This is a genomic window from Verrucomicrobiales bacterium (assembly GCA_016793885.1).
Lineage (GTDB): Bacteria > Verrucomicrobiota > Verrucomicrobiia > Limisphaerales > UBA11320 > UBA11320.
Genome location: JAEUHE010000159.1, coordinates 1 through 14,964, shown reverse-complemented (window position 1 = coordinate 14,964; position 14,964 = coordinate 1). Strand labels below are relative to the sequence as shown.

Genomic DNA, 14,964 nt, shown 5'->3' with positions numbered 1-14,964 from the left:
TGGGGTTGTGAGAAAACCACGACTAACCCAGGGTAGGCGCTCCTGCGTCGCGCCAACCCTGGGCTTTGAGCCGGAATCCCTTTGGGATTCTAACATTTGGTCGAAGAACTTGTGGGTAATGCTTAGAGCCCTCTGCCGCTTTGCCCCCCCAGCGGAGCTGGGATCCCCCTCCGGGGGTGCCCGAAAAGCTGTGGAGGGCTACAGCACTCCAAACGCTTCGCGAGGCAGTCGGACTATATGGAGTGCGGCAGCCCTCGGCCGCTTTGGTCCCCCCAGCGGAGCTGGGATCCCCCTCCGGGGGTGCCCGAAAAGCTGTAGAGGGCTACAGCACTCCAAAACTTAACTCTCGGAGCAAGAACTCCGAAATGCTTGGGCTCCTTGGCCCCATCTCAATGGGCCTAAGGGCCCAATTCTCTAGTCCCGAGGCAACTCGTTTTCGAAAAACGAACCAATCTGCTATCGGAACATAGAAGCGCAGTGTCCCGGTTTTCCTCAAGCTTCAGCGCCGTTTTTCTGACCTTTCCGCTGGCTAACACGGACGGCGGATTCCTCTGATCCAACACGTGGCATACCCAGTGCTAAAGACCAATCCACAAACCTAGACTGAGCAGAGTGTGGCTCCGTGCGGAACACCAAACGAAGGTTCGGATCGGGTTCAAACTCAATACATACAGCGTTTGCCTATGAAACTCATTCAGAAATTCTTGACCGGCCCGATTGCAACCGTGGCGATCATCGCCCTCTGCCATCAGATGACTTACACCTCAGGCTATGCCGCCGGCGGCAACGGCGGTGGCGGTGGTGGTGGTGGTGGAAGCAAAAGCACAGCTCCAAAGGTTGTCACTCCCATCGACGACAAAGGCGGAACCGTAGTTAAAGGTGGAGGGGGAAACGGTGGTGGCAGCAAAGGCGGAGGTGGTGGCGGCAAAAAGTCGACCACTCCGGCACCTGCTCCGACCCCGGAACCCGCACCCGCGACCACTCCGATCATGGCGGCCACGTTGACCTATACGGCGGTGGGACCGATTAACGATGTGCTGCCAGTATGCACTGGATCCTACCAGATCGATCCCTACTACCCCACGCTCCTCGACCTGACGGTCAACGTCCAGGTCAGCTCGCTCAACGTTGCGGATGGCACTGTCCTCTACGTGGATGTGGTGGGAACAGCCCCTCTCTATCCTTACACCAGCAACGCGATCATTATCGCCGGAGGTTCGGGTTCCTGCTCGGAGAAGCTCTTCATCATCCCGGGTGACTCGGTTGCCGGCGTTCTTATCAAGGATAGCCTTGGCAATGTGATCTTCGCTGGCAACTAGAGAATCCATTGGGACCACGTGAGCGGCGAGCGGCGGATAACGCAGCTCGCCGCTTTCGTTTGATGCACTAAGCCCGACGCCCAAAGTCTGGCCGCTAGTCCACGCCTCAGCTGTCTCTACCCCAAGATCCCCGTCACCACGTTTCCATGAACGTCGGTCAGACGGATATCACGTCCGCCAAAACGGTAGGTCAATCGAGTGTGGTCCATGCCAAGCAAATGGAGGATCGTCGCATGCAGGTCATGCATCTCCACGACATTCTCTACCGCCCGATACCCCCACTCGTCGGTCGCTCCATAGGCGATGCCCGGTTTTACACCCCCGCCCGCTAGCCAGACGCTGAAACCGAACTCGTTGTGGTCCCGTCCATCGCTGCCCTGCGCGAACGGAGTTCGCCCAAACTCCCCGGCCCAGACCACCAGGGTGTCGTCGAGCAGACCGCGCTGCTTCAGATCCATCAACAAGCCAGCGATCGGCTGATCGATCGCCCGGGCGTTGTCGCCGTGGTTCTTCACCAAGCCGCCATGCGCATCCCACCGCTGATAGCCATCCACCATCGGAATCGTGAGCTCGACAAACCGGACGCCGCGCTCCACCAACCGACGCGCGAGCAGACACTCTCGCGCATAAGTGCGGGTGTGCTCGTAGGCCGCATCCAACCCATACAACTGCTTGGTCGCCTCGCTCTCGCCGCTCAAATCCATCAGCTCCGGAATGGCCACCTGCATCCGCGCCGCCAACTCGTAGTTCGTGATGGCCGATTCCAACGCATCCGATCCGCCCGATTCGTTAAGGCTCTGCCGGTTCAACCGCCCCACCAAGCGACGCTTGGCCTCCTGGAGCTGGGCTGTCTTCTCGCCCGGCACCACATTGGCCAGCGGGGTTCCCTTGGCGTGAAGCAAGGAACCTTGGTAGGTCGCCGGCAGGAATCCGCTGCCAAAGTTATCCAATCCGCCCGATGGAATCTGCCCGCCGTTCAACACGACGTACCCCGGCAAATCGTCCGTCGAACTGCCCAGCCCGTAGGTGACCCACGCCCCCATGCTAGGACGTCCCTGCAACCCAATCCCACTATGCAAAAAATAGTTGGCGCTGGTGTGCTCAGGAAATGTCGAGGTCAACGATCGCACCACACACAGGTCGTCCGCCTGTCGGGCGATGTGCGGAAACAGATCGCTCACCCACAGACCTGACTGCCCGTGCTGCTGAAATTTCCAAGGGGACTTGAGAACCTTCCCGATATTCTCAAACTGGGTCTTCTCCAGCTTGCCGATCGCTTTTCGCGGATCCTGGCCATGATACTTCTCCAGCATTGGCTTGTAGTCGAAGCTGTCGACCTGAGACACCGCGCCTTCCATAAAGAGGAAGATCACGCTCCGAGCCTTCCCCGGGAAATGAGACGGCCCGGGCTCGAGAGGCCGACGAGCCGAGGCTACCCCGTTCAGAGCCGCCTGCACCGACGAAGCCTTGCCGCCCAGCAGGGCCGCCATCGCCATCGCACCAAACCCGTTGGACGCTCGACGCAGCAACTCGCGCCGACTCAGGCGCGGATCCAGAAACAACGTCGAAGAGTGGTTGGGCTTCATATCACTTCAGGTAAATGAAATCGTTGGCGTTCAGCAGCGCGTGGCACAGATCCCCCCAAACCTCGACGCTCTCCTGGTCGGCCGCACCGTGAAGCCGCCGAAGTTCGCCGAGTGAGTCCAAGCAGGCTTGGATCTCGGCTTCCCCCGGCAACCGGGCATAGGCGGTTTCGTACAACCATCGAATCCGGCCTACGGCGTCAGCACCTTGAGTCTCGCGCAGGAGCCGCCTGGCCCACACCGCTGACTGCTCATGGAAAAGAGGGTCATTCATCAGCGCGAGAGACTGAGCGGGCACATTGGTCACGTTCCGTTTGCCCACCGTGCTAAAAGGAGTTGGCATGTCAAAGGTCTGCATCAACGTGGGAATGAAATTGCGTCGCATTGCCGTGTAGACACTGCGCCGCCCGTCCCCATCCAATGGACCGCTGCCCTCGGGCCGGCCGCGACCGACCAAAAATTCCGTCAGGTGCACCGGAACCGGGGGACCGCCCACGATCGGATTCAGGCGCCCCGAAACCGCGAGCAGAGCATCGCGAATGGCCTCACCCTCCAGACGCCGCACCGGCATTCGATGGAGGAAAACATTCGCAGGATCGATCTCCTCGTTACGCCCCCCTCTGATATGACTGCTCCGGGCGAACGCTTCCGTCAACACCAGCCGACGGATCAAGCGCTTCACCGACCAGCCGTCTTCATGCATGAACTGCCAGGCCAGATGGTCCAGAAGCTCGGGGTGAGTCGGCGGCTCGCCCAGGGCACCAAAGTTGTCCACGGTGGGCACGATCCCCCGTACGAAGACATGATGCCACACGCGATTGACTATCGTGCGTGAGAGCAAAGGATTCGTTGGATCGACGAGCTGTTGGGCCAGTTGATACCGCCCGCTCGAAACCGAGGTGTCGATGGGCTTAGCCGTCGCGAAGGCCACCGGAAGACTGCGCGGCGAGAGAGCCCCCTGTTTGAAAGGCTTGCCGCGTACCAAAACGAACTCATCAACACCCGTGCCATCGAACCAGGAAACCGCCGTTCGTGATTCCCAACGAACTCGGCTCGCAATCGCGCTCTGCCCCGCGACGAACTCCCTGGCTAAATCGAAAGCTCCCGACCCCGAGGCGGGCTCGAACAAGCTCGAATTTTGGACCAACCAATTCAGCAGGAGCGCCTGCTTTGAAGTGAGCCCATCCACAGCCGAATCGCCGCGCTGCACCGCCTCCAAAACACCGGCCGCCGCCGCCTGAATCTCGTGAGCGAAGTCACTCAGGGATCTAACGGACGGCCCAGGCTCCAGTTGCAACGACGGTCGCCAAGTGGGCTGGTCGGCCGATTCAACCGCCATCAGCACTTCCAATTCCCCTGCACCATCCGGCCCGAATTCCAAGTGCATCCGGTGTCCCGAGTAGGAGCTCAGGTCTTGTGTAACCCAGAGCGGCTCCAAACTCATCCCGCTGCTCATGGTTTGTGCGAGCTGACCGTGGAGAGGCCCCTCGTTCATCAAGTGGGAATCCACAGCGGCGTAAACCCGCGCTTTGCCTTTGAGCAACACGTGAATCTTGCCCACCCCTAAGGTCACCGTGGGCGTGCGCAGCATCTGACCCGCGCGACCCGTAGCACCCAGCCGACCCGAATCATTCTCATTGCCGGGGGCCGCCTTCAAACGATTCCAAAACACGTCGCGAGTGGCCGCACCATAGGGCATCACCTTCGCAACCGGATTCGTCGTATCCATACCCAGAACCACCTCGCCTACGCGGAGAGGCCGGGAGCCGAACGCTTCCCCATCCACCTTCCATGGTTGAGCGTCAGCCTGGGTGTAGTCCGCGATCACTCGCGCTCCCTTGGGCAAAGCAACCGACGCGCTGGAGGCAGGAGCGGGTGTGCCTCCGGCGAACCGGCCGGCCTGGTCGCGTTTTGAATCCAATGCCGCAGTGGCGAACCGGTGCAACAGTGCGCCAGGATTCGTGGCCGCTTGACTGAGGTGCAGCAGCCAGGGTTGAAGACGAGCGGATTCCTTGGCTGGCGCTCCCTCCGTCAGTCCACCCGCAGTGAGGGCCTGAGCGGCAGCCATCAAGTTCTCGGCAATGCCTGCAACTCCGGATTCGCGACGGGCGATCACCGATTTCAGCAAACGGGGAGCATACCGCCCACGCCAATCCGCCAGCTCCGCCGCCATCTTGCGGTTGTTCTCCATGGCCTCGAATCGAACCTGACGAAAACTCGACCCCAGCATGAAGCCAGCAAGCGCGTAATAGTCATCGGTCCGGATCGGATCAAACTTGTGATCGTGACAGCGGGCACACGAAACCGTGAGCCCAAGAAAAGTCTTACTGAAGACATCGACCTTGTTATCGATCCGCTCGCACTCGTCCTGTCGGATATCCACCGGCGAATGCACTTCCTCCCCCAGGAAAGCCCAGCCGGTGGCTAGGACCGACTCGTTGAGTTCGCTACCGGTCTGCAGCCGAGGGGCAGGCAACAGATCTCCAGCGACATGCTCCAAGACAAATTGCTTGTAGAGCACATCAGAGTTGAACGCCCGAATCAGGTAATCGCGATACTGCCAGGCGTTCGCAATGGCGAAATCGCTCTCATGACCGCGCGACTCTGCATACCGCATCAGATCCATCCAATGCCGAGCCCAGCGCTCCCCGAAGTGAGGAGATCCCAGCAGCCGATCCACCACGCGTTCCCGGGCACCCGCATCGATCTTGGTGTCAGCGAGGAACGTCTGCAGATCGTCGCGAGTCGGCGGCAGCCCGGTAATGGCGAAATGGACTCGCCGGAGCCACGTGGCCTCGTCGGCCGGCCCTGCCGCACCAAGACCCTTGGATTCCAGCTTGGCATAGAGAAAGCGATCCACGTCGGTCGCAGCCGAATGGCCTTCCACCTGAGGGACAGACTGCCTTGAAGGAGTTCGCCATATCCAAGCATCCCGCGCCGGACGAATGCGTTTCTCAAAGAAATCGTTCTCAGCCGCCTGCATCTGTAGCGAGAGCAGCAAAGCCCACATGACCGAGGACACTACGGTAAGCGGTTTCTTCATGATCAGAACAGCGCTAGGATCATCCACCACCTTAGGCACGAGGTCCAGCTCGAGAAGAGCACCCACAGTAGAAAGTGGAGCAAACCCGAACATTTCAGGATCCGAATTGTTGCCCGCGGAGCACACAGATCACACGGAGAAGACTCTAATGGGGAGAAGATCACTGGGGGATGGTTGGTTTCATTCTTGATCCGTGTACTCCGCGTGTTCCGTGGGCCACCCAGTCCCCCTTTCCCCCGCTCACTCAAAAAGCATCTGCTCCGCGGGAACCTCCAGCGCAATCACCATCCCATACTCAAGCCCTTCCACCCGGGGAAACAAAAGCTCCAAAACATCCGGACTCTGAAAGTGCTCTGGCTTGGTCTCCGGGTGAGGATAGTAGACGAACCCTTCTACCGGCGTATGGCCCGGTCGCACGAGGCGCGCGTCGAAGAACGAAAAATCCTCAGCCGGCTCGATCGGATGCCACTTCAAGGCCGGAAACGAATAACGAGGGCGCACCACCCGATACCGCTTCGGGGCAATACTCACATTCAACGTCCCCGGATAGAGGTATCGAAGATCCAGACCCAGCGCCAAGAAATGCGGGATCTGCATCCGCATGGTTCCTCCCGGAAATCGCGGATTGCCATTCAGCCCGGAGGCCACCCGATGGCCTTTCACAATGCGGGCAGCCAAAGTCTGGGGATTCGGCGGCATGTGAGGAGAAGTCAGACCAGAACTTCTTTCACCACCTCGCCGTGAACATCCGTGAGCCGACGCTCGAGTCCGTTATGATAATAGGTCAGACGCTCGTGGTCCAAACCAAGCAGATGGAGGATCGTCGCATGAAGATCGTAGACCGTAACGATGTTCTCGACCGACTTGTAGCCGAACTCGTCCGTGGCGCCATAGCTGAAGCCCTTTTTGACGCCCGCGCCCGCCATCCAACAGGTAAATCCGGCCGGGTTGTGATCGCGTCCCTGGGATCCCTTCTGAAACGTGGGCATACGACCAAACTCGGTGCACCACACCACCAGGGTATGCTCCAGCAACCCGCGTTGTTTGAGATCGATCAACAATCCAGCGGTCGGCTTGTCCAACACCGGACCGTGCAGACTATACTGTTTGAGCAACTCCTTGTGACCATCCCAGTTGCTGGTTCCTTCCCCGCCGGTTTGGTACGCCCCATTGAACAGTTGAACGAATCGGACTCCCTTTTCGACCAATCGACGCGCCAAAATGCAATTACGGGCGTAAGCGGAGCGAATCTCGTTGGTTTTGGAGCCACCCTCGTCTGCTCCGTAAAGCTTGAGCACGTGAGCTGGCTCGCTCGAGAGGTCAGCGACTTCCGGAACCGTGAGCTGCATGCGAGCGGCCAGTTCATAGCTCGCAATGCGAGCCGCCAGTTCCGAATCCCCCGGGAAGCGCTCGGCATGACGCTCATTCATCCGCTGCAAGAATCGACGAGTGGCGATATCGTTCGCCGCCGAGATCGATCCAGGCCGAGCCAGGTTTCGAATCGGGTTCGTCGCGTTGAACTCCGTGCCTTGGAAGGCCGCCGGCAGAAACCCCGGTCCCCAATTGTTCACACTGTTCTGCGGCTTGCCCCGCGGGTCGGGAATCGCCACGTAGGCGGGCAGGCTCTGCTCCTCGCTGCCCAGGGCATAGGTCGCCCACGCGCCCAGGCTCGGAAAACCATCCAGCGCGTTGCAAGTGGACATGAAATTCTCACCCGGCCCATGGGTGTTGGTTTTCCCCTGCATGGAGTGAATGAAACACATCTCATCGGCCAATTCACCGAGGTGGGGCAACAGATCCGAAACCATCTTGCCGCTCTGTCCCCGTGGACGAAACTCCCAGGGACTCTTGGTCAGCGCCCCTTGCTCTCCCTGAAACGTGATCAGCTTTTCCTTGCCGGGCATGGGCTGTCCGTGACGTCGGATTAGCTCGGGTTTATAGTCGAACGTGTCTACCTGGCTGCAAGCACCGCTGCAGAAGATGAGCAGCACGTTCTTGGCCTTCTCTTGAAAATGGGGCTTCCGGGCAGCGTAAGGATGCCCGGGATGGATGATGGGGCGGATCGGCTCCCGTTTGGCGGAGTTCGCCCCAAGCAAACCCTGCTTCGAGAGAAGATGTGTCAGAGCGATGGCACCCAACCCAATCCCGGAGTCGGCCATGAAACGCCGGCGGTTGAGCAGAGGATTCGAGAAAAAGCCCGGAGGTAAGTTCATGGGATAAACAGAAACTCGTTGGCGTTGAGAACAGCCCGGCAAAGGGAAGGCAACCCCTCTTCTTTCATCAAGGCAACCGCCTCATGGACCTCTTCCGGTCCGGGCGAGCGGTTGAAGGCGAGCTGCCAGGCCCGGCGCACCTGGTTGGCCGAATCGTCGCCCGCCTCAGTCTTGAGACGTGAAGTGAGTTGATCCGCCTGCTGTAAAATGAAGCGGCTATTGAACAGATTGAGAGCCTGCAGGGGTGTGGTGGAGACGCTGCGCTTGGGCATCACCAAACTGCCATCCGGACAATCAAAAGAACCGAAAATGCCATCCTGTTCCATTCGGACCTTGAAGGCATAGACCATACGACGCGTCTCCGCAGCGGTGAACGTCTCCTTGGGGTGATAATGGTAGACATTCTCCCGATCGACATCATGCAGGAAGAAGCTGGGACCGCCGGCCGATCGATCCAGGTTCCCGCTCACCGCCAGAATGCTGTCGCGAATCGCCTCCGCTTCGAGGCGTCGGGGAGGAAAGCGCCAGAGCAAACGGCTGCTGGCATCCACCTTCAAGCCCTCCGCGCGCGGCGCGCTGGACTGACGCCAGGTGGCTGAGGTCAGAATCTGCCGCTGAAGGGACTTCAAACTCCAACCTTTGGCCACCAACTCGCTGGCCAGCCAATCCAACAGCTCGGGGTGAGTCGGCCGGACGCCGTTTTTTCCAAAATCATTAGGCGTGCTGACAAGCCCTACTCCGAACTGATGCTGCCACAGCCGATTCATGATCACGCGGGGCGTGAGAGGATTCTCCGGACTCGAGATCCACTCGGCCAGCTTGAGCCGACGCTCCGGTTCCGGAGTATTGGTGGCCAAAGTCAGCGGCTTAAACACCGCCAGAGTGCCCGGGGTAACCACCTCGCGCTTGAGCATCGGATCGCCGCGATGGAGGCGATACGTCGGCCCAGGCTGCGAGAAGGTGCCGGCGTAAACCATCGGGGACTTGGCCAGAACCCCGCGCTGTTGGCGGGCCGCTTCCAACTCGGTCAGCCACTGACGTCCCTTGGCGGCCTGCGCGGGGGAAACGTGGTCGAAGACATACATAGGTCCCGCCGGCTTTTCGATTCGTCCCTTGAAAGGTTCCCGGTCATCGGAGCTGGCCACCAACTGCCACTCGCCCGGCTGTCGAGCGGTCTCGATCCGGTAGGACGTCGCCACCCGATCCCCGAATCCACCATCGCGGTCGCGGCCCCAAACCACCTTCTCGATCCGCTCGATCTTGGGGAGTTCCAATTGCACCCAACCGCGGCCTGCTTCGCTCGAGATCCAGGAGCGGCTGTTACCGGGCCGACCATCGTTCACATGCTCCAGCTTGTGAATCTCATAGCCGGGGAGAGTTCCCGACGCGCTGGGCTTGGTTCCGTTGGTGGCCAGGGCCACGTTCCGCCCCCCGGCCCATACCTCCAATTCGTCGATCGCCGGCTCGCCACCCGAGCTGGCCAGAATCGTAAAGCGAATAAACTTCGCTTCGATCGGCGTCAGAACCTCCTCGTTGAGCACCGCGTTCACGGCGGGTCGTCGGCCCTTGCTGGCCGCGTTCGTCGAAGCGGGAACGATCGACGCCTTGGCAATGAACGGCTCAAGTTTCTTCTCCAACTCCTGAATCAGCGCCTCGTTCTTGGCGACTTCCTGCTGCCGCTCCGGCGCCAGCGGCATCGCCCGCTCTCCGTGCCGCACTCCTGAATAAACCGCGGACAGCGAATAGTATTCCCGCTGAGAGATGGGATCAAATTTGTGGGAATGACAGCGAGCGCATCCGACGGTCAGTCCGAGGAAGGCCGTTCCGGTGGTACCGACCATATCGTCAATCTCGTCCGCCCGCTGCTGGGAGGTCAGCACGATGTCCGGACTACCCACGATATCGACCGGCCCGCCTACCAAAAAGCCAGTGGCAACATCAACTCCAAGAGAATCCCCGGCGATTTGTTCCCGAATGAAACGGTCATACGGCAGGTCGCGGTTGAAGGCGGCGATAACGTAATCGCGGAATTTCCACGCATTGGGACGTTCGCGATTGGTCTCAAATCCATTGGTCTCAGCAAACCGGATCACGTCCAGCCAGTGTCTTCCCCATCTCTCGCCGTAGCGCGGGTCCTCCAGAACTTTATCCACCAGCCGTTCAAAGGCACCCGGCGAGGCGTCAGCCAGGTAGGCGGCAACCTCGTCCGGGGTGGGCGGCATACCGAGCATCACCAGGTAGAGCCGACGGATGAGCGTCACGGGATCGGCCTCGGGAGACAGATCGAGATTCTTTTCGGCGAGGCTCGCCAAGATGAAAGCATCGATGGGATTGGCCACGGACGGCCGAGCGACCACCGATGGAACGGACGGACGTTTTACGGGCTGAAAGGCCCAATGGGAAGCGATAGGGTCCACTTCGGATTGTGTCGATTCAGGCCAGGCCGCACCTTGGTCGATCCACGCCCGGATCAATCCAATCTGCTCCGCGCTCAGCGGATCTCCCTTGGCCGGCATTTTCGAATCGGCGACCAACCCCGCGACCAGATGGACTAAGGGGCTGGCTGAACTATCGCCGGCCAAGATCGGAGCCGTATAGGTCTCACCGCCGCGAAAGGCTGCCGCTTTAGAGTCCAAGCGATAGCCGCCCTTCTGCTTCTCGGCCCCGTGACAGGACACGCAACTCGACTTGAAAATGGGTTCGATATCCGTCGCGAAGTCCACCTTGCGAGTGGCGGCCGACGGGAGTTTAGAAACATCAACCGGGACAGCGGAGACCGCAGGATCAACCGCCGCCAGCAGCGTCAGGCAGGCGAGCGATATTTTCCCAACCCAACCCCTGCCTTGGGGTTTCGAATCAAGACGTTTCATGTTCATCGTATGGAGCAGGAATCCCCATCCAAGTGAAAGATAAAATCACCCCGCCGGAAGGTGGATTCCTAAACTACTATGGACCGCCCACCTTCCAACCTCCATCCCCCCGTTCGGGGGGGCAGATGATCTACCCCCTTCCTCCCGTAATCGTAATCGTAATCGCCCCGCTTCGTCGCGAAGTGCTTTGGAGTGCTGTAGCCCTCTACAGCTTTTCAGCGCCCCCGGAGGGGGATCCCAGCTCCGCTGGGGGGACAAAGCGGCAGAGGGCTGCCGCACTCCATATAGCCAAACTGCATCGCGGAGCGTTTTGGAGTGCCGTAGCCCTCTGCCGCTTTTCGGGCACCCCGGAGGGGAATCCCCGTTGTCCTCACCCGGAACAATCACATCCGACAGGGAGAAATCCGGCGGTTTGGACTTTCCTAACTGGCAAGGGCTGGTAGAAACGCCGCCGATGTCTGCCAAACCACGAACCCAGTCCGCCGCTCAAACGACCTCTTTCTCCCTGGATTCCTTCGTTTCCAAAGCTTGCCGCGAGGTGGACGGTGCGCTGGACCGTTTTCTGCCGAAGGCCAAGACCAAGCCGGGCACGATCCACCAAGCCATGCGCTATTCATTGTTCGCTGGCGGGAAACGCATGCGTCCCGCCCTCTGCCTGGCCGCCGCCGAGGCCTGCGGTGGAGATTGGTCCGATGCCCTACCCATGGCCTGTGCTGTGGAATGCATCCATACCTACTCCCTCATCCACGACGATCTGCCGGCCATGGATGACGATGACTTTCGTCGCGGCAAGCCGACCAATCACAAGGTATTCGGAGAAGGCATTGCGGTCCTGGCTGGCGACGCGCTCCTCACTCAGGCTTTCGAGATCCTCGCCCTCAGTGGAAAAAACACGCGCTACTCCGCGTCCGACTTGGTGCTGGAACTGGCACGTGCCTCAGGTTCGCTCCAACTGATTGCCGGGCAAGTCGCCGACCTCGAAGGGGAAGGCAAGAAATTACCCTTGTCGGAACTGCGCTACATCCACGAACGTAAAACCTCAGCCCTGCTGGCCTGCTCCGTACGACTCGGAGGGATGAGCGCTCGTTGCAGTTCAGCTCAGCTAAAAGCGTTGACCGACTTCGGCTACAACGTGGGCTTGGCCTTCCAAATCATCGACGACATTCTCGACGTCACGCAAACGACCGAGAAACTGGGGAAGACAGCCGGGAAGGACACGGTCGCCCAGAAGGCTACCTATCCATCTCTCCTTGGACTGGAGAAATCCAAGAAGGAAGCGAAGAAGCTCACCGAGCGGGCCTTTGCCGCTTTGAAGACGTTCAAGGGGAAGGCCATCGCATTGGAATCCTTGGCCGCCTATCTCCTCCAGAGAGATCGCTAGTCCCACCTGGGTGTAAGACAGATTTCCGGAACTACTCCGGGAGCTGTTGAACCGCGAACGCTATGTCCGTAGAGGAAAGAAGAATTCTGTACATGTACTTCCTCCGTTTCCCTATCGCGTCCTTTGCGTCCTTTGCGGTTTAAAACTCGGGCTCCTTCCCACCCCCACGGGGCCGTTTCCCATTGACCTGCCATGACAACACTGTCATCAAGCTTTAACCCATTTGTCACCCACAGCAGGCCGAATATCGTTCAATGAACCGTGAGTCCCACTCTTCCGTCACCGCTTCACCCGCTCCGCCGGTGCCGAGAAGGTCGAAAGCCTCGGTAAAGGGGGGGTGGCTCTCTCCCAGAACCCGGCTGTGCCTAATCCACGGGTTGGCTCTCTTCGGCTCGTTTACCGTGATGCGGATTGTTCTGGCTCTGTGCTTTCAGCCCGAGACCCCCATGCCAGCCTCGGAATATCTCAAATGCTTTCTAAGCGGATTCCTTCGCGACCTGCTGGTGTCAGTTGGACTGACCCTCCCGCTGCTGGCCTGGTTCACGCTCTGCCCCCAACGACTGTTTGTTACCCGGTTCCACCACTGGGTGTGGGTGACGGCCTACGGCGTGGCGTGGGCCGTCTTCGGCTTTCTCCTGGTGGCAGAGTTCTTTTTCTTCGATGAATTCAAGTCCCGCTTCAACACGGTGGCGATCGACTATTTGCTTTATCCTCACGAGGTCTTTGTAAATATCTGGGAAAGCTATCCCCTGGTCGCCGTGCTCACCGGATGCTTGCTGGTAGCGGTGACGGCCGGGCTCACCGGATGGTGGCTGACCCGACAGTGGTGGAGTGTGCCATCCCCGCGCCGCGGAGATGGGTGGAGACTTTCTATCGGAGTGGGACTTTTTGCCATCCTCGCCATGACGGTGGGATTAACTCCGAACCGGCTCAGCCACGAGCGACTCCTGAACGAGCTGGCCAACAATTCCATGATCTCGGTCACGACGGCCGCCTGGTCGCGAAACTTGGATTATGCCGCATTTTACCCGGCGATGTCTCGCGACGACGCTTTCTCGCGGACACGACAAATGTTAGCCGAACCGGGTGCCACCTTCACCTCCCGAAGGGACTCGATTGCACGACGCATCGCCGGCGATGCCTCCCAGCCTCGCTACAACGTTCTCATCTTTTTGGAAGAAAGCCTAGGTTCGGAGTTCTTTGGATCCCTGGGCCGTAAGGAGGCCACCCTAACGCCGGAACTAGACAAGCTCTCGGCGGAAGGCTTGTTCTTCGTCAATATGTACGCCACTGGGAACCGCACGGTCCGCGGCTTCGAAGGGGTGCTCTCCTCGTTCCCGCCCCTGCCAGGGGATTCGATCGTGAAAAGGGATCGGTCAGAGAATGTCGAGACGATCGCCCGAGTGCTGCAGCGGGACGGTTACCGCACCGCCTTTCTCTACGGCGGCAGTGGTCGCTTCGATAGCATGCGCTCCTTTTCCATCCACAACGGCTACGAGCGCTTCATCGAACAAAAAGATTTTGCCGATCCAGCCTTTACCACCGCTTGGGGTGTCAGCAACGAGGATCTCTACCAGCGCGTCCTGCAAGAGTGCCGGACAATGAACCAATCCGGACAACCGTTTCTGGCAACCGTATTGTCCGTGAGCAACCACAAGCCCTACACCTATCCGCCTGGTCACATTTCCGAGGATCCTGGTCTGCGCCGGCGAAACCACGCAGTCAAATACACGGACTGGGCCTTGGGACAGTTTTTCGCCGCCGCCAAGAAGGAACGCTTCTGGACCAACACCGTCTTTGTGGTAGTGGCCGATCACGGAGCCCGAGTCTATGGCAGTCAAAGCATCCCCATGCACTCCTACGAAATCCCTTTCCTGGTGCTCGGACCAGCCGTCGTGAAGCAGCCTAAGCGGCTTTCGCAGCTCGGATCTCAATTGGACGTGACGCCAACCTTGCTGGGATTGCTGGGGCGCCCGTACGAGTCCATGTTCTACGGCCGTAACCTACTGAATGACCCGATCCCTACCGGCCGCGTGGTGTTGAATCACAACCGGGATATCGGCATCGCGACGGCGAACAGAATGGTAGTCTTCAGCCTTAACAAAAAGATCGAGTACTACCACGGCAGCGCCAAAGAAGGCGCTCTGAAGCGGGTGGCACATCCCGACGAAATCGATCGCGAACTGGCTCTCGATGGGACTGCCCTGTTTCAAACCGCCGACGAGCTCTACATGCGCAGGCGATTCAGTCTCGAGCCGCCTGCGCTGACCGGAGTCGCGCCTCCGCAACTGCGCTGAACTCCAAGTCGTAGCGGCATCCCTCCGTGGACGTTTCCTCACGCAGACTGGACGCAGAAGTCGATAAGGACTACGACAACCTGAAGCCGACACCCCCTATGGAGCGCGGTGGCACGACCTAAGCATTACCCACAAGTTCTTCGACCAAATGTTAGAATCCCAAAGGGATTCCGGCTCAAAGCCCAGGGTTGGCGCGACGCAGGAGCGCCTACCCTGGGTTAGTCGTTGTTTTCTCACAACCCCATCGCGGGTTGCGCT

At 59.6% G+C, this 14,964-nt stretch carries 8 protein-coding genes; 3 read left to right on the top strand and 5 right to left on the bottom strand.

The features are described 5' to 3' along the window. Window positions 1-683 precede the first annotated feature (683 nt). Complete coding sequence (locus tag JNN07_18485) at window positions 684-1,319, top strand: hypothetical protein (GenBank protein ID MBL9169735.1); 636 nt, start codon at window positions 684-686, stop codon at window positions 1,317-1,319. Between the two features lie 116 nt (window positions 1,320-1,435). Here JNN07_18485 and JNN07_18480 read toward each other — a convergent pair whose 3' ends face one another. The 5 genes from JNN07_18480 to JNN07_18460 all read right to left on the bottom strand — a co-directional run bounded on the left by JNN07_18480 (window position 1,436) and on the right by JNN07_18460 (window position 11,028). Further along, window positions 1,436-2,905, bottom strand: coding sequence for a DUF1501 domain-containing protein (locus JNN07_18480; GenBank protein ID MBL9169734.1), 1,470 nt, complete (start codon window positions 2,903-2,905; stop codon window positions 1,436-1,438). Window position 2,906: 1 nt separating this feature from the next. Next, window positions 2,907-5,945: a DUF1553 domain-containing protein gene (locus tag JNN07_18475; protein MBL9169733.1), complete on the bottom strand. Its 3,039-nt coding sequence runs from the start codon at window positions 5,943-5,945 to the stop codon at window positions 2,907-2,909. Window positions 5,946-6,185: 240 nt separating this feature from the next. Then, on the bottom strand, window positions 6,186-6,644 hold the full coding sequence (locus JNN07_18470; protein MBL9169732.1) for a hypothetical protein: 459 nt from the start codon (window positions 6,642-6,644) through the stop codon (window positions 6,186-6,188). A gap of 11 nt (window positions 6,645-6,655) precedes the next feature. Continuing rightward, window positions 6,656-8,158 (bottom strand): DUF1501 domain-containing protein, encoded by a 1,503-nt coding sequence (locus JNN07_18465; GenBank protein ID MBL9169731.1) that lies wholly within the window; start codon window positions 8,156-8,158, stop codon window positions 6,656-6,658. Further along, complete coding sequence (locus tag JNN07_18460) at window positions 8,155-11,028, bottom strand: PSD1 domain-containing protein (protein MBL9169730.1); 2,874 nt, start codon at window positions 11,026-11,028, stop codon at window positions 8,155-8,157. Before JNN07_18460 ends, JNN07_18465 begins: the two co-directional genes overlap by 4 nt. A 454-nt stretch (window positions 11,029-11,482) precedes the next feature. On the opposite strand from JNN07_18460, the gene JNN07_18455 reads away from it, so the two are divergent. Further along, window positions 11,483-12,409, top strand: a complete 927-nt coding sequence (locus JNN07_18455; GenBank protein ID MBL9169729.1) for a polyprenyl synthetase family protein — start codon at window positions 11,483-11,485, stop codon at window positions 12,407-12,409. Between the two features lie 446 nt (window positions 12,410-12,855). Beyond that, complete coding sequence (locus JNN07_18450) at window positions 12,856-14,706, top strand: LTA synthase family protein (protein MBL9169728.1); 1,851 nt, start codon at window positions 12,856-12,858, stop codon at window positions 14,704-14,706. The last annotated feature ends 258 nt before the right edge of the window (window positions 14,707-14,964 follow it).

Excerpts from the sequence above, each read along its gene's own strand:
- JNN07_18450 (MBL9169728.1), top strand. The coding sequence starts at position 12,856 with ATGCCAGCCTCGGAATATCTCAAATGCTTTCTAAGCGGATTCCTTCGC.
- JNN07_18465 (MBL9169731.1), bottom strand. The coding sequence starts at position 8,158 with ATGAACTTACCTCCGGGCTTTTTCTCGAATCCTCTGCTCAACCGCCGG.
- JNN07_18460 (MBL9169730.1), bottom strand. The coding sequence starts at position 11,028 with ATGAAACGTCTTGATTCGAAACCCCAAGGCAGGGGTTGGGTTGGGAAA.
- JNN07_18475 (MBL9169733.1), bottom strand. The coding sequence starts at position 5,945 with ATGAAGAAACCGCTTACCGTAGTGTCCTCGGTCATGTGGGCTTTGCTG.
- JNN07_18480 (MBL9169734.1), bottom strand. The coding sequence starts at position 2,905 with ATGAAGCCCAACCACTCTTCGACGTTGTTTCTGGATCCGCGCCTGAGT.
- JNN07_18470 (MBL9169732.1), bottom strand. The coding sequence starts at position 6,644 with ATGCCGCCGAATCCCCAGACTTTGGCTGCCCGCATTGTGAAAGGCCAT.
- JNN07_18455 (MBL9169729.1), top strand. The coding sequence starts at position 11,483 with ATGTCTGCCAAACCACGAACCCAGTCCGCCGCTCAAACGACCTCTTTC.
- JNN07_18485 (MBL9169735.1), top strand. The coding sequence starts at position 684 with ATGAAACTCATTCAGAAATTCTTGACCGGCCCGATTGCAACCGTGGCG.